General features: G+C 75.5%; 15 protein-coding genes. 6 read left to right on the top strand and 9 right to left on the bottom strand.

Annotation, left to right across the window (positions count from 1 at the left end):
* Nucleotides 1–6 precede the first annotated feature (6 nt).
* Both ACWEFJ_RS06095 and ACWEFJ_RS06100 read right to left on the bottom strand, forming a co-directional pair.
* Entirely contained in the window at nt 7–1,125 is a 1,119-nt protein-coding gene (locus ACWEFJ_RS06095; protein ID WP_449713087.1) for a sugar efflux transporter, read from the bottom strand.
* A gap of 138 nt (nt 1,126–1,263) precedes the next feature.
* Entirely contained in the window at nt 1,264–2,202 is a 939-nt protein-coding gene (locus ACWEFJ_RS06100; protein ID WP_449713088.1) for a methyltransferase, read from the bottom strand.
* A gap of 302 nt (nt 2,203–2,504) precedes the next feature.
* On the opposite strand from ACWEFJ_RS06100, the gene ACWEFJ_RS06105 reads away from it, so the two are divergent.
* The 3 genes from ACWEFJ_RS06105 to ACWEFJ_RS06115 all read left to right on the top strand — a co-directional run bounded on the left by ACWEFJ_RS06105 (nt 2,505) and on the right by ACWEFJ_RS06115 (nt 7,208).
* Nucleotides 2,505–3,449 carry an ATP-binding cassette domain-containing protein gene (locus tag ACWEFJ_RS06105; protein ID WP_378095601.1) on the top strand — a complete coding sequence of 315 codons (945 nt, stop codon included), beginning with the start codon at nt 2,505–2,507 and terminating at the stop codon, nt 3,447–3,449.
* The gene (locus ACWEFJ_RS06110) at nt 3,446–4,255 is read left to right on the top strand and encodes an ABC transporter permease (protein WP_449713089.1); all 810 of its coding nucleotides are present in this window, start codon (nt 3,446–3,448) and stop codon (nt 4,253–4,255) included. Before ACWEFJ_RS06105 ends, ACWEFJ_RS06110 begins: the two co-directional genes overlap by 4 nt.
* Before the next feature lie 70 nt (nt 4,256–4,325).
* Complete coding sequence (locus tag ACWEFJ_RS06115) at nt 4,326–7,208, top strand: helix-turn-helix transcriptional regulator (RefSeq protein WP_449713090.1); 2,883 nt, start codon at nt 4,326–4,328, stop codon at nt 7,206–7,208.
* A 252-nt stretch (nt 7,209–7,460) separates the two neighbouring features.
* Here ACWEFJ_RS06115 and ACWEFJ_RS06120 read toward each other — a convergent pair whose 3' ends face one another.
* Together ACWEFJ_RS06120 and ACWEFJ_RS06125 are read right to left on the bottom strand one after the other, a co-directional pair.
* Complete coding sequence (locus ACWEFJ_RS06120; RefSeq protein ID WP_449713091.1) at nt 7,461–7,694, bottom strand: hypothetical protein; 234 nt, start codon at nt 7,692–7,694, stop codon at nt 7,461–7,463.
* Between the two features lie 198 nt (nt 7,695–7,892).
* Entirely contained in the window at nt 7,893–10,973 is a 3,081-nt protein-coding gene (locus ACWEFJ_RS06125; RefSeq protein ID WP_449713092.1) for a BTAD domain-containing putative transcriptional regulator, read from the bottom strand.
* 385 nt (nt 10,974–11,358) lie between these two features.
* Here ACWEFJ_RS06125 and ACWEFJ_RS06130 point away from each other — a divergent pair, with 385 nt between their 5' ends.
* Entirely contained in the window at nt 11,359–13,161 is a 1,803-nt protein-coding gene (locus tag ACWEFJ_RS06130) for a cyclic nucleotide-binding domain-containing protein (protein ID WP_378098027.1), read from the top strand.
* A gap of 9 nt (nt 13,162–13,170) precedes the next feature.
* On the opposite strand, the gene ACWEFJ_RS06135 is transcribed toward ACWEFJ_RS06130, so the two are convergent.
* Complete coding sequence (locus ACWEFJ_RS06135) at nt 13,171–14,394, bottom strand: FAD-binding protein (protein WP_449713093.1); 1,224 nt, start codon at nt 14,392–14,394, stop codon at nt 13,171–13,173.
* 101 nt (nt 14,395–14,495) lie between these two features.
* Here ACWEFJ_RS06135 and ACWEFJ_RS06140 point away from each other — a divergent pair, with 101 nt between their 5' ends.
* Nucleotides 14,496–16,442, top strand: coding sequence for an outer membrane protein assembly factor BamB family protein (locus ACWEFJ_RS06140; protein WP_449713094.1), 1,947 nt, complete (start codon nt 14,496–14,498; stop codon nt 16,440–16,442).
* Nucleotides 16,443–16,449: 7 nt separating this feature from the next.
* Here the strand turns inward: ACWEFJ_RS06140 and ACWEFJ_RS06145 are convergent, their stop codons facing one another.
* A complete protein-coding gene (locus tag ACWEFJ_RS06145) occupies nt 16,450–17,217 on the bottom strand; it encodes a class I SAM-dependent methyltransferase (RefSeq protein ID WP_378098202.1) in 768 nt (255 codons plus the stop codon).
* Nucleotides 17,218–17,586: 369 nt separating this feature from the next.
* Here ACWEFJ_RS06145 and ACWEFJ_RS06150 point away from each other — a divergent pair, with 369 nt between their 5' ends.
* Nucleotides 17,587–18,606, top strand: a complete 1,020-nt coding sequence (locus tag ACWEFJ_RS06150) for a Gfo/Idh/MocA family oxidoreductase (protein ID WP_378098199.1) — start codon at nt 17,587–17,589, stop codon at nt 18,604–18,606.
* A gap of 18 nt (nt 18,607–18,624) precedes the next feature.
* On the opposite strand, the gene ACWEFJ_RS06155 is transcribed toward ACWEFJ_RS06150, so the two are convergent.
* The 3 genes from ACWEFJ_RS06155 to ACWEFJ_RS06165 form a co-directional block, all read right to left on the bottom strand.
* Complete coding sequence (locus tag ACWEFJ_RS06155) at nt 18,625–19,509, bottom strand: LLM class flavin-dependent oxidoreductase (RefSeq protein ID WP_449713095.1); 885 nt, start codon at nt 19,507–19,509, stop codon at nt 18,625–18,627.
* 144 nt (nt 19,510–19,653) lie between these two features.
* Nucleotides 19,654–20,832 (bottom strand): endonuclease, encoded by a 1,179-nt coding sequence (locus ACWEFJ_RS06160; protein WP_378092554.1) that lies wholly within the window; start codon nt 20,830–20,832, stop codon nt 19,654–19,656.
* A 119-nt stretch (nt 20,833–20,951) separates the two neighbouring features.
* Nucleotides 20,952–21,713 (bottom strand): class I SAM-dependent methyltransferase, encoded by a 762-nt coding sequence (locus ACWEFJ_RS06165; RefSeq protein ID WP_378092552.1) that lies wholly within the window; start codon nt 21,711–21,713, stop codon nt 20,952–20,954.
* Nucleotides 21,714–21,923 lie beyond the last annotated feature (210 nt).

Consider the following 21,923-nt stretch of genomic DNA (forward strand, 5'->3'; position numbering starts at 1 on the left):
ACCCGGTCACCTGGCGGGCCTGCGGGCGGCCAGCAGCAACGCCACCCCGAGCACCGACATGATCAGGCCCATGCCGTACGCGGTGCGGTAGCCGAGGTGCTGCGCCAGGCCCAGCAACGGCCCGGACAGCATCGTGGCGGTCTTGTAGGTGTTGGTGAACAACGTGCTGGCGTACCCCGGCCGGTCCGGGGCCAGGTCCTGGAAGTACGAGATGCCGACGCCCATCACCGCCGAGATCACCACCGCGTGCAGCACCTGGGCGGCCATCACCTGCCACGTCGCCTGCGTGACCAGCATGACCGAGTAGTACGCCAGTGCCACCGCGCCGCCCGCCAGCACGAGCACCCGGTGGTTGACCCGCATCGCCAACGCGCCGAAGCCCAGCATCAGCGGGATCTCCAGCGCCGCGCACAGCCCCAGCACCAGGCCGGCGTCACCGGTCGTGCCGCCCAGGCCCTCGGTCACGAACAGCGGCATCGCGACCACGCCGACCGAGGTCGCGCCCTGCAGCAGCACGAACGCCGACGCCGCGAGCACCACCTCCCGGCGCATGCCGACCCCGGCCGGGACGTCGGCGGCCGGCGGGGTCGCCGGGCCGAGCTTCGGCAGCCACACCAGGATCACCGCGGTGGCCAGCACGTACACCGCGGCGCTGGCGCCGAACAGGCCGGTGAACCCGCCGCCCGCGATCAGCAGCGCGCCCAGCGGCGGTCCGCCGACCCAGGCGACCGACATCGTCGTCCGCAGCCCGCTCATGACCAGCGGCGCCCGGGCCGAGCCGCTGCGCTCCAGCACCTGCCGCGCGTAGGCGTACATCTGCGGGATCTGCGAGGACGCGAGCGCGAAGAGCGTCATCGAGACCACCAGCAGCACCCAGTACTCGCGCACCGCGGCGAACAGCACCCACGACAGCGCGCCCGCCACCCCGGCGACCGCGAGCAGCGCGCGCCGGATCGCCCGCGAGTCGGACAACCGCCCGACCACCGTGCTCACCAGCATCGACGACAGCCCGCTGAGCAGCAGGAACGCCCCGACCGCGACGGGACCGGCCTGGACCTCCTTGACCAGGAACAGCGACAGGAACGGGCCCGCGAGCGCGTACCCGACCCCCGTCAGGAGGCTCACCGACACCAGCGGCACGAAAGGTCTGGACCCGGTCGGGGCGGGCGCTGTCTCACTCAGCAGGGGCACACCGGCGATCCTTGTCACCCGAATGGGCGACAAGGAAGCCGATTTCCAGCATTCGGACTGGTGAGAGCGCCCTCACACGACCGCGCGGGCGATCAGCACAGCCATGTCGAGCGGCAGCTCGCGGACGTCCTCCAGCGCGAAGCCGTCGGCCGCCGGCAGCCGCCGGTGCTCGTCGGTCGTCCGCTCGCCGCCCTGCACGGTGTTGACCATCATGTGCACGTCGAACGCCAGCGGCAGCAGCGTGCCCGGGTCGTCCCGGATCGGGCGCTCCACCACGGCCGGCGTCGCGCCCTCGGCCATCGCCGCGCGCACGTTGCGCAGGATCGCCGAGCACCGCTCGTCGTCCCAGTCGTGCATGATCCGCGACAGCAGGTACAGGTCGCCGCCGGCCGGCACCGGGTCGTGGAAGAAGTCGCCCGCGACCACCTCGGCCCGCTCCCCGTGCGCGGCCGGCACCTCGGCCGCCGCGGCGGTCACGTGCGGCCGGTCGAACAGCACGCCGCGCAGGCCGGGCGCGGCGGTCAGCACGAGGTCGAGCAGCCGCCCGTCGCTGCCGCCCACGTCGACCACCGTGCCGGTCGCGGGCAGGTCCGGCAGGCCGGGCACCAGCCCGAGGAAGCTCGTGCCCGCCGCCATCGCGCCCTCGAACAGCCGGGCGTCGGCCGGGTGCGCGGCGAGGTGCTCGAACAGCTGCGCGCCGTGCACGTGGCGGAACCCGCTCTCGCCGGTGCGCAGGGTGTGCTCCAGCCCGCTGAACGACCGGTAGAACAGGCCGCCGTAGATGCGTGCCAGGTCGCGCTGCGACCCCGGCACGTCGGCGCGCAGCAACGCGCCGACCTCGGTCGGCGACCACCGCTCGCCGTCACGGCGCAGCACGCCGAGCGCGGCCAGGTAGTCCAGCACGCGGCGCAGCTTGTCGGCCCGCGTGCCGGTGCGCTCGGCCAGCTCGGCGGTGTCGAGCGGACCGGCGGCGAGCAGGTCGGCCACGCCCAGCTCGGCGGCCGCCGCCACGGCGCGGAACGGGGCACCGCTGACCGGGCGGTTCTCGGGCGCACAGGATGGACCAACGGCGGCCCGCGCAGAACCGAATGGCCGCGTTCCGCTTCGGCAAGCGGAACGCCCGGCGGTCCCGCCGGTGCTCGTGACCGGCGGCGGAACGACCCGGGACGCCCGCGGACGTCCGTGAACGACCCGGTATGCCGGGGGCATGCCGGCCGCGCCGGGGTTGACACGCCCGATGACACGTGCCTGCACGCCCGATGGCATGCCCTCCCCGGACCGTCGTGCCCGAACACCGGAGGAAGGGAACCGACATGGACTACGCCTTCGAGGCGGAGGGCCTGGTCAAGCGGTACGGCAGGACCACCGCGCTGGACGGGGTCGACCTGGCCGCGCGACCGGGCACCGTGCTGGGGGTGCTCGGACCGAACGGCGCGGGCAAGACGACGGCGGTGCGCATCCTCGCCACGCTGCTGCGCCCGGACGGCGGCCGCGCCGCGGTCGGCGGGGTGGACGTGGTCGCGGACGCGCCGCGGGTGCGCCGGATGATCGGGCTGACCGGGCAGTACGCCTCGGTGGACGAGGACCTGACCGGCGTGCAGAACCTCGTGCTGATCGGGCAGCTGCTGAACCTGCGCACCGCGCAGGCCAAGGCGCGGGCCGCCGAGCTGCTGCGCGACTTCGAGCTGACCGAGGCGGGCGGCCGGCAGGTCAAGACGTACTCGGGCGGCATGCGCCGCCGGCTGGACCTGGCCGCGAGCCTGGTCGGCCGGCCGGACGTGATCTACCTGGACGAGCCGACCACCGGGCTGGACCCGGCCAAGCGGGACGACATCTGGCAGGTGGTGCGGGCGCTCGTGGCCGACGGCGCGACCGTGCTCCTGACCACGCAGTACCTGGAGGAGGCCGACGCGTTGGCCGACGAGATCTCGGTGATCGACCACGGGAAGGTGATCGCGCACGGCACGCCCGCGGCGCTCAAGCGCGTCGTCGGCGGGCAGACCGTGCTGGTGCGGCCCGCGGACCCGGCCCGGCTCGCGGACGCCGCCGCGGTGCTGGCCGAGGTGTCCGGGCACCAGCCGGAGTCCACCGGCCGCGGCGTGGTGACCGTGCCGGTGGACGGCGACGCCGCGTTCACCGAGGTGGTGCGGCGGCTGGACCAGCGGCGGATCCCGGTGACCGAGCTGTCGCTGCGGCTGCCGAGCCTGGACGAGGTCTTCTTCACGCTGACCGGCAAGCACACGGAGGTGGCGGCATGACGACGGTGGCGGCTCCGCCCGCGGTGGCGGTCGGGACGGGACGGCGTCCGTTCGGCCTGGCGCGGCACAGCCTCGCACTGGCCCGGCGCAGCCTCATCAAGACCATGCGGTCACCGGAGCAGTTGTTGGACGTGACGCTCCAACCGGTGATCTTCGTGGTGTTGTTCGTGTACCTGCTGGGCGGCGCGGTGTCCGGCTCCACGCACGAGTACCTGCAACTGCTGCTGCCCGCGATCATGGTGCAGACGACCGTGTTCGGCGGCATGGCGACCGGGGTGAACCTCAACACCGACATCGGCAAGGGCGTGTTCGACCGGTTCCGCAGCCTGCCGATCGGCCGGTCCGCGCCGCTGATCGGCTCCGTGCTCGGCGACCTGATCCGGTACGTGGTGGCGGTGGTGTCGCTGCTGCTGTTCGGCACGCTGATGGGGTTCCGGGTGGAGACCGGTGTGCTGCCCGCACTGGCGGCGTGCCTGCTGGTGATCCTCTTCGCGTTCTGCCTGAGCTGGGCGTTCGTGCTGGTGGGGATGCTGGTGCGGCAGCCGGGCGCGGTGCAGGGCATCGGGTTCGTCGCCCTGTTCCCCCTGACGTTCGGCACCAGCATGATCGCGCCCGCGGCCACGCTGCCGGGGTGGTTGCGGTCGTGGGTCGAGGTGAACCCCGTGACGCACGTGATGGACGCCTCGCGCGGGTTGATGGTCGGCGGTCCGGTGGCCGGGCCGGTGGCGTGGACGCTGATGTGGTCGGCGGTGTTCGTGGCCGTGTTCGCGCCGTTGGCCGTCCAGGCCTACCGCCGTCGCACCTGACCTGCGGCTTTCCCGGTCGACAAGAAAAGTCGGAAATACCGCCGATTGTCAATTGAATTTCCTCGCCCCGATGCGCGACGCCTATTCTTTTCCGCGGTGTATCTGTGCCCGCGCCATCCGATCCTTTCCCCCGACGACGGGGAACCGGGGGGCTGGGGTGCTGGTCGGGCGACAGGGGGAAATGACGGCGGCGCGCGCCGCGCTGGCGGAATCCGCGCGGTCACGGCGGTGCGCGGTCGTCGAGGTGGTCGGCGAGCCGGGGGTGGGGAAGTCGTCGCTGGTGGCCTCGGTGCTCGCCGAGGCCGCCGGCAACGGCGTGGTGGCCGTGCACGCCAGGGCGGGCGACCACGGCGCGGGCCCGTTCGGCGCCCTGGTCGAGGCGTTGGACGACCTCGTGGCCGAACGCGACGGCCGGCTCCGGGCGTTGTCCGGCGACGACCGCGCCGTGCTGGCGGAGATCTTTCCCGCGCTGCGCGGGACCGGCCCGGCCAGGGCGGAGCGGCACCGCGTCCACCGCGCGTTGCGCGCCCTGCTCGAACGGCTGTCCGGTTCCCGGGGGCTGGTGCTCGCGCTGGACGACATGCACTGGGCGGACTCCGCCCTGGTCGAGTTCCTGGCGTACCTGGTCCGGCAGCCGCCGCAGGCGCGCCTGGTCGTCCTGGTGGCCTACCGGCCGCGGCAGGTCGATCCCCGGCTGACCGCCGCGCTGGCCGAGGGACGGGTGGGCGTGCGGCGGCTGGACCTCGCGCCGCTGACCCGGGCCCAGGTCGCGGAACTGCTCGGTCCGGGGGTCGCCCCGGCCCGCGCCGCCGCGCTCCACGAGGCGAGCGGCGGCAACCCGCTGTACCTGCGGGCGCTCGCCGGCAGCGGCCTGCCGACGGGCACCCCGCTGCACGCCGTGCTCCTGGCCGAGTTCGCGGGCTTGTCGCCGCTCGCCCGGCGGGTCGCGCGGGCCGCGGCCGTGGTGGGCGACCCGTTCGACGCCGACCTGGTCGCGGCGGTCGCCGGACTCGACCACGACGCGATCACCGGGGCGCTGGACGAGGCGCACCGGCGGGACGTCGTCCGCCCGCACGGCCTGTCCCGCTTCGTCTTCCGGCACGACGTGCTGCGGCAGGTGATCTACGACAGCACGGCCGCGAGCCGGCGGCGCGACGCCCACGCGCGGGCCGCGGAGGCGTTGCGGCGGAGGGGCGCGTCCCCCGCGGCCCGCGCCGGGCACGTCGCCCGCTCCGCCGCCGTCGGCGACCGGGACGCCGTCGAGCTGCTGCGCCGGGCCGCCGACGACCTGCGCTGGCACGCGCCCGGGGTCGCCGCCACCTACCTGCGGGAGGCCCTGGCGCTGCTGCCCGCGGCCGATCCCGCCGAGCACGGGCTGCGGATCCGGCTGGCCGGGTGCGTCGCCGCGGACGGCCGCCCGCACGACGCGCGCGAGGTCGTCGACCGGGTGCTGCACGGCCTGCCGGCGGGCGACCGCCGACGCCCGCCCGCGGTCGCGCTGGCCGGCACGATCGAGCGGCTGCTGGGCCACCACACCCGGGCGCGCGCCCTGCTGCGCCGCGAGCTGGACGCGGTCGCGGACCCGGTCGTCGCGGCCGACCTGCAACTGGAGCTGGGCATGATCGCGATCCTCGCCGGTGACTTCACCGCCGACCGCGACCTGGTCGAACACGCCCACCGGACCGCGTGCGCGGCGGGCGACCTGCCGCTGCGGGCGCACAGCGCCGCGCTGATCGCCCTCGCCGACTACGTCACGGGCGCGATCGACGCCGCCCGGTCCGGGGTGACCGCCGCGGCGGCGCTCGTGGACTCCCTGCCGGACCGGACGCTGACCACGCAACTGGAGGCGTGCGTCCACCAGGGGTGGACCGAGATGTTCCTGGAGCGGTTCCACGACGCGCTCGGCCACTTCGACCGCGGGCTGCGGCTGGCCCGCACGTCCGGCCAGGAGTACCTGCTGCCGTTCCTGCTGGCCGGCATCGCGTGCGACCACCAGTGGCTCGGCGAGCTGGACCTCGCGGCGCGCTTCGCCGAGGACGCCGTCGCGACCGCCGAGCTGTCCGGCAGCGACGAGCTGCGCACCATGACCTACACGCTGCAGGCGCTCGTGGCCAACCGGCAGGGCGACGTCGACCTGGCCCGGCGGGCGGGCGAGCGGGCGGTGACCGCGGCCGGTCGGGACCGCGACTGGTGGGCCGCCACCGCGGCGATCGTCCACGGCGAGGCGCGCCTGAACGCGGGCGACGAACCGGCGGAGTGCCTGCGCGCCGTGGCGGACGCGGCGGGCGGGCCCGACCTGGCCGCGGTCGACCCCGGCCACCGGCCCAACTGGTACCAGGTGTTCTTCTACTCCGCGCTCGGCGTCGGCGACCTGGACGCCGCCCGGTCCTGGCTCGACCGCATGGCGGCCGCCTCGGCCGGTCTCGACGCCGTCCTGCCCTGCCGCGCGGGGCTGGTCCGGCTGGCCCGCGGCCACCTGCTGCTGGCGCGCGACCGCCCCGGCCCCGCGCTCGACCACGCCCGCGCCGCGGCGGCGGTGTTCGCCGACGCCGACGACCGCCTCGACCTCGGCCGGGCGCACCTGCTGGCCGGGCTCGCCCTGACCGCGGCCGGGCGGCGGGCCGAGGCCGTCGCCGAGCTGGACCGGGCCCGGGCCACGTTCGCGGCCGCCGGGGCGCACCGCCTGCACGACGAGGCCGTGCGCGGGCTGCGCCGGCTCGGTCACCGGGTCGCGGGCCGCCCGTCCGCGCAGCGGCCGGACGACGAGCTGACCCGCCGGGAGGCCGAGATCGCCGACCTGATCGCCGACGGGCTGACCAACGCCAAGATCGCCCAGCGGCTGGTGCTCAGCGTGCGCACCGTGGACGCCCACGTGCGCAACATCTTCACCAAGCTCGGCGTCACCTCGCGCGCCGCGGTCGCCGCGTACGCCATCAACCGCCGGGCCGCCTGAGACCTCGGCGGACGCGGACCGCCGGGCTGGTGGTCGAACGCGGCGGACGCGGACCGCCGGCTTGGTGCTCGGACGCGCCAGCGCTCCGCACGGTGACCCACCCCGGAGGGCCGGCCCGGTCCCGGTCGGGCAGTGGCCGGCCGGGAGCGGCTCGACCCGCCCGGCTCGTGCCGCTCCCGGCGAGGGCGCGGCTCAACCCGGCCAGGAGCGGCACGAGCCGACCGGGAACGGTAGGAGCCGACCGAGGGCGGCTCAGCCCGAGGTGCGGGCGGGCACGTGCGCGCGGTCGCCGCAGTTCGGCCACCCCGCGCCCTTGGTGATCAGGTCGCGCAGGCTCGTGTTGCGGTAGGCGAACTCGGCCCCGAGCCGGTCCGCCTCGCCCTCGACCTCCTCCGACCGCCAGCCGCGCACGTCGAGGACGGCGGCGTAGACCTCCGCGGGCGTCCGGTCGACGGTCAGGGTGGTGAGGTAGCTGTCGTCGGTCATGGCGTCCTCCGGTTCGGTTCGGCGGGCGCGCCGCCGTCGAGGTGGTCCTTCAGCGCGGTGACCGGGCCGTCCCGGTCACGGGCCAGGGCGGCCAGGAACTGCTGCGCCACCCGCATGGGGGCCGACCGCAGCCGGTACCGGGATCCGGCCGGACGAGCCCACCCCGTGTCGCGGCCGTCGTGGTGCGCGGAAGGCGCGTCAGGGGATCGCGCGGACCAGGGCGAGGGCGTCGGCGCGGTCGAGGGCGACGCCCGAGGCGTAGGCGAGGTCGAAGGCGGCGTCGCCCACGTCGGCGCGCAGCCGGGCGGTCAGCCGCGCCACCTCCGGGTCGCGGGCTTCCGGCGCGCCGCGCAGCTGCTCGCCGGCCCCGAGCGCCTTCGCGCCGCGGGCCGGGTCGCCGCGGTGGGCGTGCCAGGCCGCCTCGGCCACCGCGATCCGGGCGAGCACCGGCATGTCCTTGGCCGTCAGCGCGAGGTCCACGGCTTCGCGGAGGGCATCGGCCGCCGCCTCCGGCTCACCCCGTTCCACCGCGAGGTGCGCGCGGGACGCCAGGACCCGCGCCCGGAACCGCGGGGCCGACACCGGGTCGTCCACGACGGACTCGACCGCCGCCTCGTACTGCCGTTCGGCGTCCACCAGGTCGCCCTCGTACCGGGCGAGGTCGCCCAGCACGAGCCGGGCGAACGCGACGCCGCGGGCCGACCACGGGTGCGGCGACGACCGGGTCAGCGCCAGGCACCCCGCCCGCGCCCGGTCGAAGTCGCCCAACTGCATGCGCGCGAGGGCCATCAGGATGCGCTCGTGCGCGGTGTCGTCGTCGGGGTCCAGTCGGCCGATCAGCCGGACCGACTCCTCCAACGCCGCGAGCGCCTGTTCCGGCTCGCCGAACGCGAGGTGCGCGTCCGCCACCCCGGTCAACGCCTGCGCCAGCGCGAACCGGTCGCCCACCTCGCGCAGCCCCGCGATCGCGGTCGTCATGTCGTCCCGCGCGCCGAGCAGGTCGCCCTGGTTCTCGCGCACCGCGCCGCGCACCATCCACAGCACGGCCCGCGTCCACGGGTCCGGCGCGTCCAGCCGCCGGTCCACCGCCGCCAACGCCCGCTCGGCGTCGTCCAAGAAGAGGCCCAGCATCGGTTCCAGCAGCACCAGCACCGGGTGTTCGCCGGTGGACTCGGCGGCCAGCGCGGCGAGCCGGGCGATGTGCTCGTCCAGGCTCTCGGAGCCGCCCGTGACCGCGTTGTTCACCAGCAGGAACGCGGACACGACCTGGCGGGCGGTGGCGGGCGCGTCGCCCGGCACGGCCAGCGCGAGGCGCAGCCAGGGCACGGACTCGGCGCGGTTGCCGCGCATGGTCCAGAACATGCTCATCGCGGCGGCCAGCCGCACGGCGGTGTCCGCGTCGCCGCGGTCGGCGGCGAAGTGCAGGGCGGCGACCAGGTTGTCCCGCTCGGCCTCCAGCCGGGCGATCCAGGTCAGCTGGTCCTTGCCGCGCAGGTGCGGTTCGGCGGTCTCGGCCAGGTGGAGGAAGTGCGCGGCGTGCTCGGCCCTGGCCGCGGCGACCCGACCGCCCTCGGCGAGCCGTTCCAGGCAGAACTCGCGGATCGTCTCCAGCATCCGGTACCGTCCGCCGTCCACGACCTGCGCCAGCGACTTGTCGACGAGCGCGGCGAGCAGGTCGAACGCGTCGTCGCCGGCGAGCCGTTCGGCGGCCTCCAGGTCGAACCCGCCGGGGAACACGGCGAGCCGCTCGGCGAAGTCGCGTTCCGGCTCCGACAGCAGGTCCCAGCTCCACGCCACCACCGCGCGCAACGTCTGGTGCCGCGGCATCGCGGTGCGGCTGCCGCCGGTGAGCAGCCGGAACCGGTCGTCGAGCCGGGCCGCGAGCTGCGCCACGGTCAGCGACCGCAGCCGGGCCGCGGCCAGCTCGATCGCCAGCGGCAGCCCGTCCAGCCGGCGGCACACCTCGGCGATCGCGTCGGCGTTCTCCGGCGTCACGGCGAACCCCGGTCGCACGGCCGCCGCCCGTTCGGCGAGCAGCCGCACGGCCGCGTCGCCGTCCAGCGGCGGCACCGGGCTGACCACCTCGCCGTACACGCCGAGCGGTTCGCGGCTGGTCGCCAGCACGCGCAGCCGCCGGCACCGGCCGAGCAGCTCGTCGGCGAACCGGGCCGCGGCCTCGACCAGGTGCTCGCAGTTGTCCAGCACGATCACGGCCTCGGTGCGCGACAGCGCGTCCACCAGGCGGGTCATCGGGTCGACGTGGGCCACCGACCGGTCGACGGCGCGCTGGTCGCGCAGGCCGAGCGCGCCGAGCACGGCGGGCGCGACGTCGTCCGGGTCGGTCACGGCGGCCAGCTCCACCAGCCACGCGCCGCCGGGCACGCGGGCCGCGACCGTGGTGGCCAGCCGGGTCTTGCCCGCGCCGCCGGGACCGACCAGGGTCACCAGGCGGTGCGCGGCGAGCTGCCCGACGACCCGGTCCACGTCGGCGGACCGGCCGATCAGCCGGGTCAGCGGCGTCCGCAGGGCGCCCGCGCGCGGCTGGTCGGCGGGTTCGGCGCGCAGGATCTCCCGGTGCGTCTCGCGCAGCTCGGGTCCGGGGTCCGCGCCCAGCTCGTCGGCGAACCGGCGGCGGATGTCCTCGTAGGCGGCCAACGCCTCCGCGGCACGCCCGGTCGCGACCAGGGCGCGCAGCAGGAGGGCCTGCAGCCGTTCGCGCAGCGGGTGGCGCGCGGCGAGGTCGGTCAGCTCGGCGACCAGGTGCCCGGCGCGGCCGCGGGCCAGGTCGGCCGCGGCGGCGTCCTCCAGCAGGGCCAGCCGGGTCTCGTCCAGGCCGGCGACGTAGCCGACCGCGAACGGCGCGCCCGCCGCGTCGGCCAGCGCCGGTCCGCGCCACAGCGCCAACGCCTCCTCCGCCCGGTCGCCCGCGGTGGTCGGGTCGCCGGCGGCGAGCGCCGCCTTGGCCTCCCGCGCCAGCCGGTCGAACCGGAGCGCATCGACGGCGTCGGCGGGCACGTCCAGCCGGTAGCCGCCGTGCGCGGACCGCAGCACGTCGGCGGGCAGGGCGCGGCGCAGCCGCGACACCAGGGACCGCACCGCGGCGACCTCGTCCGCGGGCTTGTCGTCGGGCCACAGCGCGTCGGCCAGCTCCTCGGTGGTGACCACGCGGCCCGCGGCGACCGCCAACCGGACCAGCAGCGCGCGCACCCGCGCGCCGCCGACCTCGACCGCCGCGCCGTCCGCGACCACCTCCAGCGGCCCCAAGACCCCCACCCGCATGCGATCACTGTGCCACGGCGGCGGGCGCGCGTCGGGACGTGCCACCCCCTCATTCGCGCGGATCCCTCACGTCCGCGCGGCGCCGAAATCCGAGCGGTGCTCCACGATCACGCCGCCGGGTGGCCGGACGCGGCCGCGGCGGAGTTCACTACGACCAAAAACTCGCACGGTTTACCGCACTGGTGCGGACAAGGTTCGAACATCCGACCATTCATGACGTAACAATGTCAGGTACGCGCTAACGAATGCCCGGAGCAACCGATATCGCCGCTATGGACGAGGATTCCACTCCGGCGGCGCGAGCCCTCGCGCCCGAACGCCGGAACACGGCGTCCGAACGCAGGAGCCGCGCCGTCGCAGACCGAGCAACCACCTGGGGTGCCGGATGAACAGCCGAATGGTCGAACTCGAAGCAGTCCTGGCCAGGTCCGCGCCGGACCGCCAGGCCGCCCGTCGTCTCGCGGTGGACCTGGCCCGCTCGCTGGACGCGCTCAGCGCGCGCCGCGACGCGGACCGGCTCCTGCGGTGCGCCGCCGCGCTGACCCGGATCGGCTCGGCGGACGCCGCGGACGCGCTGCTGATCGCCATGCTGGCCCTGGTCGACCCGACCGGCCCGGAGGCGGCGCGGGTGCGCGACCAGCAGGCGCTGGCGTCGGTGGCGCGCGGGCGGCGGGAGCCCGGCATGATCACGCCGCGCCAGGTGCGGCGCCGGGTGCCGAGCACGGCGTTCGGCCGGGGCGCGACGCTGCGCCAGGTCGTCGGCGACTTCCTCGACCCGGTGCCGCTGGCCGACCCGGTCGCGGTCGGCTCCGTGGCGGTGGCCCTCGATCACGCGAAACCGACCGAGACGGGCGCGCTGGAGCTGGCGTTACAGCGCAACACGACGGTGCTGGGCTCGAACCACCCGCAGACGTGCGTGCTGCGGCTGAACCTGATGTGCGCGCGGTTCCGGATCGCGCGCGACCACGGTGACGCCGAGGAGGTCGCCGAGGCGCTGACCGACCTGCGCGACGCGACCGACCGGGCGCTCAACGCGCTGGGCACGCACCACCCGCGGGCGCTGGTCGCCCAGGCGAACCTGGCGTCCGCCGAGTTCGAGCTGGCCAGGGTGCGCCGGTCCGCCGAACGGGCCCGGCTCGCGCTGCCCAGCCTGCGTTCCGCCGCCGACCGCACCGCCACCCGGCTGGGCGTCGACCACCCGCACGCGGTGATCGCGACGTCGAACCTGGCGTCGGCCGAGCTGGAGCTGGCGCACCTGGACGGCACCCGGTCCCAGGCGCAACGCCTGCTGGACGTGGTGCGGGACGCGTCGATGCGGGCGGTGGCCGCGCTGGGCGCGGGCCACCCGGCCGTGCAGGCGCTGGACGAGCAGCGGCGGGCGTGCGAGGCGCTGCTGTCCGGGGTCGGGCCCGACCTGTCGTTCGAGCGCGGGTACGCGTCGTTCGCGGACGCGGGGCGCTCCCTGGCCACCGCGAAGCCCGGCACGCCGTCCGTGCGGCAGAGCGTGGCGCCGCAGGAGTGGCCGGCCGGGACGCTGCTGTCGCGGCTGCGGGAGAACAGCCGCCAGGAGCTGCTGTCGCTGGGCACCACGGTCCGCTACGCCGCCGACCGCGAGATCATCGTCCAGGACGCCACCGACACCCACGTCTTCCTGCTGCTGGAAGGCGTGGTGAAGGTGATGGTCAACGACGAGAGCGGGGACACCGCGGTGCTCACCGTCCGGGTCGGGGGCGACCTGGTCGGCGAGCTGGCCGCGCTGGACCACAAGCCGCGCTCGGCGACGGTCGTGACCTGCGGCGACGTCACCGCGAAGCTGATCACCAGCGCCGAGCTGCACGGCTTCCTGCACCGCCGCAACGACGGGTTCGTCGAGCTGATCGGCGTGATCGACGACCAGTTGCGGTGGGCCAACCGGCGGCGGCGCGACTTCCTGTCGCACACCGCCGCCGAGCGGGTCGCCCGGGTGCTGGCCGAGCTGGTCGGCGCGCACGGCAGGCAGGAGGTCGGCGGGTGGGTGCTCGGCATCCCGTTGACGAAGGTGGAGCTGGCCTCCATCGCCGGGATGAAACCGCGCACCGCCGAGAAGGCGTTCGCCGACCTGCGCAAGGCCGGTGTGGTGGTCAGCCACCTGCGCCGGGACGTGGTCGTGCCCGACCTGGAGGGGTTGCGGCGGTTCGCGCGGATGTGACGCCGGCGCTCATCCGGTGAACCAGCCGTCGACCAGGGTGTTGCGGAACTTCCCGGCGGGGTCGAGTTCGCCGCGCAGCGCGGCGAACCGCGCCCAGTCGTCGTACCGGGCGCCGGGGTCGGGCAGCTCGAACAGCTTGCCCCAGTGCGGGCGGGGCCGCCACGGGTCGAGCACCGCCTCGACCTTGCGCAGCACGGCGCGCACGGCCGCGTCGTCCGGCCGCCAGGTGAAGTGGAAGGCGATGCTCGGCCGGCCGTGCACCGGGCTGAGCCACTGCCGGTCGGCCGCGATCGTGCGGACCTCGGACGTCAGCAGCACGGGCGCGACCTCGGCGGCCAGGTCGTGGAGCGCCCGCAGCGCGTCGGCGGCGTGCTCGCGGCCCACGAAGTACTCCGACTGCAGCTCGCGCCCGACGCTCGGGGTGAAGTCGGCGCGGAAGTGCGGCAGCCGCTCGTGCCACGGACCGGGCACGCCGAGCTGCGCGGTGCAGTGCAGGGTGGGCTGGCCCGGCACCGGGTGCACCGGCTCGGTGGCGGGCGACGCGCCCGTCCAGGCCAGGTCGTGGCGGGTGTCGGTGGTGCGGTGCTTGGCGAAGACGTGCGCGACGCCCTGCCAGGTGGTGAAGGCGCTCACGCTGTAGGCGCTCCCGAACACCGCGTCCACGTTCTCCACCAGGGTGTCGAACGGCATGTCCCGGTAGACGCGCTGCTCGACGTCGAAGGCCGGCACGACGTCCAGCTCCACCGCGACCACCACGCCGAGCGAGCCGAACGCCACCACCGCGCCGTCGAAACCCGCGTCGCCCCGGCTCAGGGTGACCAGCTCGCCGTCCGCGGTGACCAGGTCGAGCGAGCGGACCAGGCTCGCCAGCGACGGGATGTCGTCACCCGAGCCGTGGGTGGCGGTGGCGCACGCGCCGATGATCGTGATGTGCGGCAGCGACGGCATGGCGGGCAGGGCCAGACCGGCCGCGTGCAGCCGCTCGGCGAGCCGGGCGAGGCGCGTCCCGGCGGCGACCCGCACCGAGCCGTCGCGGACCTCGAACACCTCGGGCATCCGGTCGAGGCTGATCAGCGTGCCGGCGGTGTCGGCGATGGTGCTGAACGAGTGGCCCGCGCCGACCACCCGGGCCGACCCGGCGGCCCGGACCGCGTCCCGCACCTCGGCGACGGACGTCGGGTGCGCGGTCCGCGTGGCGGAGAAGGTGAAGTTGCCTGCCCAGTTGGTGCTCACCGGGCCGATTCTGCCCCATCGCGGGCGGCGTCCCGCCGGCCCGACCTGCGGGGGTGGAACGAACGCCCGGCCGCCGTCGTCCCACGCGGGGAGGTGGCGGGATGCTGCGTTGGGTGGCGGTGGCGGGTGCGCTGTGCGCCGGGTGGGCGCCGTTCCGGTCGGGCGGGGCGCCGCGGCCGGGGGTGGACGCGGCGGTGGTCGGGTTGGCGGTCGCGGTCGTGCTGGCGGCGGCGTTGGCGCTCTGGGGCGGTCGCCGGGCGCGGGTGTTCGCGGCCCTGGTCGGCGGTGCGGCGGCGGTCGCGGTGTGGTGGCTGCTGGTGGCGGACCTGCGGGGCGGCCTGACCGGTGACGACCTGCCGGCGCTGGCGGTCGGCTCGCTCGCGGTCGCGCTCGCCGCGCTCGGCCGGGCCGCACACCGGCGTCCGGCGGCGGACGCCGTCCCGGCCGGAACCGCCGCGCCTGCCGACTCCCCGACCCGCGCACCGGACGGCTCCTCAACCGACTCGCCGACCCACTCGGCAGCCGGCTCCCCCGCCGACCCACCGACCGGCTCCCCGACCCGCGCACCGGACCGCCGGGCAGCCGACTCACCGACCGACTCACCGGACGGCCCGGCAGCCGACTTCCCGGCCCGCTCATCCGGCGACCGGCCCGCCGACTCCCCGGCCGCCGTCCCCACCCGCTCACCGGCCCGCGGCCCGGCCGAAGCCGGCGGCGGCTCCGAGGACCGCCGAGCCGCCGCGGGCGGCGCACGGCCGCCCGGCCCTCCCGGCACCGGGCGCTCCCGATGGCGCCGCGCGGCGCGGTGGCGGTTCCGGCCGGCCGGCGCGGTGGCCGCGGTCCTGGTCGTGGCGGCGGCCGTCCTCGCGCCCGCGGCGGCCGACGCGGTGATCACCCGGTCCGAGACCCGCGACGCCCGCGACTTCGAGCCCGAGCCCGTGGCCGAACGACCCGGCGACCGGCAGTGGGCCTGGCAGCCCCCCGCCGACGTGGTGGACGTCGTGCCCGTCCGGCACGGGGTGGCCGTCGTGACCCGGGACGGGGCCGTGACCGCGCTGCACGGCGACGACGGCCGGGTCGAGTGGCGGTACGCGCGGCCCGGTGCGCCGGTCGGCGTCCTGCTGGCGTCGGCGGACCGGCGCACGGTGGTCGTGTCCTACCGGTCCCCGCACGACACGAGGGCGCAGCAGGTCGTGGTGCTCGACGCCGACACCGGGACGCCGCGCTTCGACGTCGTGGTCCGGTCCGTGCTGGTCGAGACCGGGCAGCTCATGCCGGGCGAGCGGGTGCTGGCCCTGCGCGACGGCGAGGTCGTCACCGGCTACGACGTCCTGACCGGCGAAGCCCGGTGGCGGTGGTCGCCGCCGGCCGGCTGCGCGTCGTGGTTCGGCCAGGTGGTGTGGGGCCGCACGACGGTGCTCGTGCCGGTGGAGTGCGCCGACACGCTCGGCGTCACCGCGCTGGACGAGGCGACCGGTCGGGAGCGGTGGCGGCACGGGCTGCCCCGCGCCGAGTCCGACGGCGAGCGGCAGGACGTCCTGCTGCGCGGCACCCGGGACGGCTCCGCCGCCTTCCTCCAGGTGTTCGGCGCGCGACCGGACCCGGACGCGGCGCCGGACGGCCTGCTGGACACCGACACCGGTCGGGTGCTGGCGCGCCCGGCGCGGCCGTGGACCGTGCGCACCGACCTCGGCGTCACCCCGCTGCTGGAGCTGGAGCAGGCGGGCGGTCCGAGCACGGACCTGCGCGCGGTGGACCCGGCCACCGGCGCGACCACCCCGCTCTCGGTCGACGCCTGCCCGACGCGCACCGCCGACCTCACCACGCGCACCGCGTACGTGCGCGCGTGCGCCGACAACGGCCGTGAGCTGACCCTGGTCACCCAGTCGTTGGACGGCTCACCACCCACGTCCACCCCGGTCCGCCTCGACGGTTCGGGCTCACCGGCCCGCTCGGACGTCCTCCTCCTGGCCGTGCCCGGCGCGATCGTCGTCGCCCGCACCGCCTTCGGCGGCACGCCGGCGCCCGTGGTCGGCCTGACGGCCTGACCCGAGGTCACGCCGGCCGACGCCCGTGCACCGAGTAGACGACCGGCGAGGCGGCCAGGAACCGCCGGTCGGCCAGCAGGTCCCGCACGGCGGCGAGCTGCGCGTCGGTCATGCCCGCCGCCACCAGCCTGTCCCGCAGCATGTGGGTGTTGTGGGCGAGCAGCCGCACGCCCGGCGACCCGGTCCGCCACGGGTGCACGACCACGCGCGGGTCCACGTCGACCAGCCCGGCGTCCGCCATCGCGCCCGCCGCCTTGCGCCCCCACGCGCAGTCCACGCCGTAGGACTCGAACACGCTGTCCTTCACCGCGAGGAACGTCTCGTACAGCTCGGCGCTCGCGCGGTCCGGCGCGAGCAGCACCGGGCGGTAGGAGTTGTCGAACTCGTCCACCTGCAGCCACCCGCCCGGTCGGAGCGCGGCCACGAGCTTGCGCAGCACCTCGTCGCGCTCCGGCAGGTGCCGCAGCACCAGCCGCACGTGCACCAGGTCGAACGCGGCGTCGGGCAGCGGGTCGCACACGACGTCGTGCCGCAGCACGGTCAGGCCGGGCGCGGGCGGCACGTGCTCCGGCTGCACCTCGGTCGCCAGCACGACCGCGCCGCGCCCGGCCAGCCAGTGCGCCACGCTGCCGCCGCCCGCGCCGACCTCGAGGCACCGCCAGCCCGGTCGGATCCCGGTCTGCGCCAGCCGGGCGAAGGTGATCGGGTCGTATGCCGCGGCGACGCAGCGGTGCTGCTCGGCCACGTGCGCCCGGTCGAACACGTAGGTCGTCACGCCCGCCTCCCGCATTCCCATTCCGCGGCTTCCCGGACGTGCGCGGGAGGCCCGTTCCCGGCCGCCGCGACAATGCGCCGACCGGTTATCGGCGCCGACTCGGAAAATGTCTCGGGTTGTCCGAAGAATGGTCCGGTCAGCGTTCCCACCTCCGCGATCACCGCCTGCCGTGCGAGCGTATGGCAGGTCAGCGGCCCGGCGAGGGCACGCCGGCCAGTTCACTCTTCCTGGTCAACTCCCCCACGCGTGGTTGACAGGACTTCGTGGCTGAGCCAACGTCGGGGCCACATTTGAGCGCTCCACCGCTCATTTTCGTTGCCTTCGGAACCGGACGAGACAAGGCGGGGCCCACTAGTGCGCACACTCGTCGTGGGACTGGGCCGAGCCGGTGCGGACGTGCACCTGCCGGTGCTGGCCAGAGCGCGGACCTCGGTCCGCCAGCTGTTCGACGACCGACCGATCGTGGCGTGCGACCCGCGACGGCCACCGGCCGACCGACCGGGCCTGGCGGTGGTGGGCAGCCTCGGCGAGGCCGCCACCCTGCTCGACCCGGGCGAGGCGGTGGCGCACGTCTGCACGCCGCCCGCCGCGCGCACCGGGGTGCTGGTCGAGCTGGCCGAGCGCGGGTTCCGCAACGTGGTCGTGGACGCGCCGCTCGCCGCCGACACCGACGACCTGGCCCGGGTGACCCGCCTGCGCCGCAAGCACGGCCTGCGGATCGCGGTGGTCGAGCCCTGGTTGACCAGCGCGCTCACCGCGCGGCTCAGCGACCTGGTGCGCGGCGGCACGCTCGGCGAGCCCAAGTCGATCTCGATCGTGCAGGACCAGCCGCACTTCCGGCGGTCGCTGGCCACGCCGGCGCGGCGGACCGCGTTCGACGTGGAGCTGCCGCACGGCGTCGGCCTGGCGTTGCGGCTCGCGGGCAGCGCCCGGGTCACGCACGCGGCCGGGCACGACCTGACGGTGGGCGACGTGGTGGTGCCCCGGATGGGCGGCGCGCGGATCGGCCTGCGGCACAACAGCGGGATGCGCACGGAGATCAGCTCCGACCTCACCTCGCCGGTGCGGGAGCGCCGGATCACGGTGGAGTTCGAGCGGGGCACCGCGATCGGGCACTACGCGGTGAGCGAGGACGACGACCACTCGCAGCTCACCGTCACGGTCAACGGGCGGCGCGAGCACGAGGTGCTGCGGGACGACTCGCTCACGGAGTGGGTGATCCGCGCGTACCGGCTGTTCCACGCGGCGGGCGACCAGCACGCCCGCGGGTTCTCGTTCGCCACCGACGTGGTGCAGCTGCTGGCGGTGGCCAAGAACATCTGCGCCGAACCGGTGGTGCCGGCGGCGCGTCGTGAGGCGCCCGGCCCGGTCGCCGCGCAGGTCCGCTGAGCCCGCGCCCCGACCGGATCAGCCCGGCCCGGCCAGCGTCGGCAGCACGTCGGCGGCCACGGTGTCGAGGACCGCCTCGTCACCGGCGAACGGCCCCTCGGCCCGCGGCCACGGCGCGAGCACGTCGGTGAACCCCAGCTCGTCCGCCCGGCCGAGGAAGTCCCGGTAGCACTCGACGCTGGACAGCGAGAACACCGGCGCGGCGTCGGTCTGCAGCACGCGGCGGACCTCGCCCGCGGCGCGCGACCGGGCCGCGAGCGCGTCGTCGAACCGCGCCGACAGCTCGGCGAGCGAGCGCCACCAGCCGTCGAGCGAGTCGCGGTCGGTGCCCAGCGTGACCCAGCCCTGACCGTGCTCGGCGGCCAGCGCCAACCCCTTCGGCCCGTTCGCGGCCAGCAGGAACGGCACCCGCGGACGCCGCCCGCACCCCGGCGCGGTGCGGGCGTCCACGGCGGTGTAGTACTCGCCGGCGTAGTCGACCCGGTCGCGGGTCAGCAGGGCGTCCAGCAGCTCCACGAACTCCCGGTAGCGGCGCGACGGGCTGGCCGCGCCCGCACCGGAGCCGAACACCCGCACGTCGTAGCCGCCCATCCCGCCCGCGCCGATGCCGACTTCGAGCCGGCCGTCGGACAGGTCGTCCAGCGCCAGCACGTCCCGCGCGAACGGCAGCGGGTGGCGGAAGTTCGGCGACGCCACCATGAACCCCAACCCGATGCGGGAGGTGACCACCGCGGCGGCGCTCAGCGTGGGCACCGAGCCGAACCACGGCGCGTCGACCAGCGGACCCCACCCCAGGTGGTCGAACGTCCAGGCGTGGGCGAACCCGTACGCCTCGGCCGCCCGCCACCGCGGTTCGGCCTCGGCCCAGCGGTACTCCGGCAGGATGGTGATCCCGGCCCTCACGACACCTCCCCCTGGTGGACGAGCCCGGCCCCCATCCGAACAGAGCACCCGCGGGTGGTCAACACCTGGGCGGGTGATCCACTCCGCCCGGGACGCGGCGGCGCCCGCACCCGGTCGTCGGGTGCGGGCGCCGGCCGAACGCGCCTAACCCCAGATCGACGCGGCCCACTCGGGGTGGTCGATGAACGGGTTGCGGTTGCGCTGGAAGCTGTCGTAGATCACCTGGTTGCGGCGCTTCTCGAACGCGTCCGGCGGGTCCTGCGCGTGCCACTGCAGCAACACCGACAGCTTGCCGTGGTACGGCGCGGTGCCGTTGGCGACGCTGTTGTTCAGCTCCAGGTTCGGGTAGCCGTCGTTGCCCTCGTACCGCACCGCCATGTAGAAGAGCATCCGCGCGACGTCGCCCTTCACCGCGTTGCGCGGCTCCCACGAGTCGGCGTCGGTGTAGTTGCCGGGCGCCTCGGCCACGGGCGAGCCGCCCAGGTCGAAGTCCTTGTTGCCGCGCTCGGCGTTGACCGACACGTCGGTGGGCCGCAGGTGGTGGATGTCGGTGCCGGGGCCGGTCGCGGTGCCGAAGTCGCCGTGCGACTTGGCCCAGACGTGCTCGCGGTTCCAGTCGTCGGGGTCGCCGCCGTTGGTGGACTTGCTCTGCGAGCGCCCGGTGTAGAGCAGGATCACGTTGGCGCTGTTGGCCGGGTCCTGGTCGGTGACCTTCAACGCCTCCCACACCTGGTCGTAGGACAGCTTGGTGTTGGTCCGGATGATCCCGTTCAACGCCGACTTCAGCGACGCGCCGGTCTTGCCGAGCGCGTTGCGGTAGTAGGCGTCGGTGTCGCCGCTCGGAGCCGTGGTCGACGTGACGGTGGGGCCGGTGGTCGTGGTGGTCGTCGTCGGCGAGGTGCCGGCGTGGGCGAACGCGGTCGGCGACGTCAGGCCCGCGTGGGAGAAGTACGCGGTCAGCGGACCGGTGACGTCGATCCGCGCGCCGAGCAGGCCGGGGTTGGTGCGCAGGCCCCACTGCGCCCGGAAGGCGGAGGTGATCTGCACGTACAGCATCTGGCCGGTGCTCGTCTGGCCGGGCGAGTCGGCGAGCGCGAGCGCGTAGTCGGACGGGAAGTCGGACCGCACCACGGTGTTGGTGGCGGTCGGCTGGCCGACGACGTAACCGCGGACGGTCGCGGGCGCGCCGTCCTGCCGGCCGAGGGCCTGGGCGACGGTGATCGGCGTGGCGCCGACGGCGGCGGTCGGCACGAGCAGGGTGGCCGCGACGGCGGCGACGGCCACGACGAGAGCGATGGGGTGCAGCAGGGGTCGTACTCGCACGATTGGGTGTCTCCTCCCCGAGTGCGGCGCGCAGGGTGGCCGCACGCAGGCAGGATCGCACGAAAGATCACACTTCCGAGTGAATGATCACCGAACTTTCGTCACGGTTCGGGGATCCGCTACCTCCGACCCCACACCGCGATCGCCGGCATCGGGATCAGCAGCCCGCCGTCGCCGTCGGCGAACCGCTCGGCCGTCTCCCGCACGCGCTGCTCGATGCGCGCCCGGTCGGCGTCGCTCTGGCCGTCGAGCAGCGCGCCGGTGCGCACGGTCGCCTGCCGGTAGGCCGGGAACAGGTCGTCCACGCCCTCCAGCCGCCAGTCCAGGCGCAGCACCTCCGCGCCGGTCTCGGCGAACCCGGCGTCGGCCAGCGACGCGCGGCAGTTGTCCGGCTCGCTGTAGTGGTAGAAGTCGGGCCCCTCGGGCAGCGCCACGGGCTCGCCGAACTCCATGATCGCGTCGGACAGCAGGGAGAACCCGACCGCCTCCTCCGGCGACGCCCACACCGTGAAGCCGAACACCCCGCCGGGCGCGAGCACGCGGTGCGCCTCCCGGATCGCGCGCTCCGGATCGCTCAGGTGCAGCAGGCCGAAGTTCATCACGGCCCGGTCGAACGAGCCGGCGGCGAACGGCAGGTCGAGCGCGTCGCCCACCCGGAACTCCACCGCGCCGGACAACGCGCGCGCTTTCCCGATCATCTGCTCGGAGAAGTCGAGACCCACCGCGCGGGCGCCTCGGCGGGACGCCTCGGCGGCCACATATCCCGGTCCGGTGGCGATGTCGAGCAATCGCGTCCCGGTATCCACGCCGATCACGTCGAGCAGCGCCGAACCGGCCGAACCGGTCAACCCGCCCCAAGAGCGGTGATATCTGTCGACCACGAGTTGCCACCGGGACAACTCGAAGGACCGGAAATCCCGGGCATCCTGCGACAAACCCCCAGACAACGTTCCTCCCCGGTCCGCGCACGCCATTGCGCCCACCGGCCGATCGGGCGGCGATGGGTGCGACGACGGGATGCTAGCGGACCGCGCAAGACGGCCCGCACACCGGTGGACCACCGCTGACCAGCGCAGATGACAAAGCCCTGC

The sequence above is a fragment of the Actinosynnema sp. NPDC004786 genome (assembly GCF_053601135.1).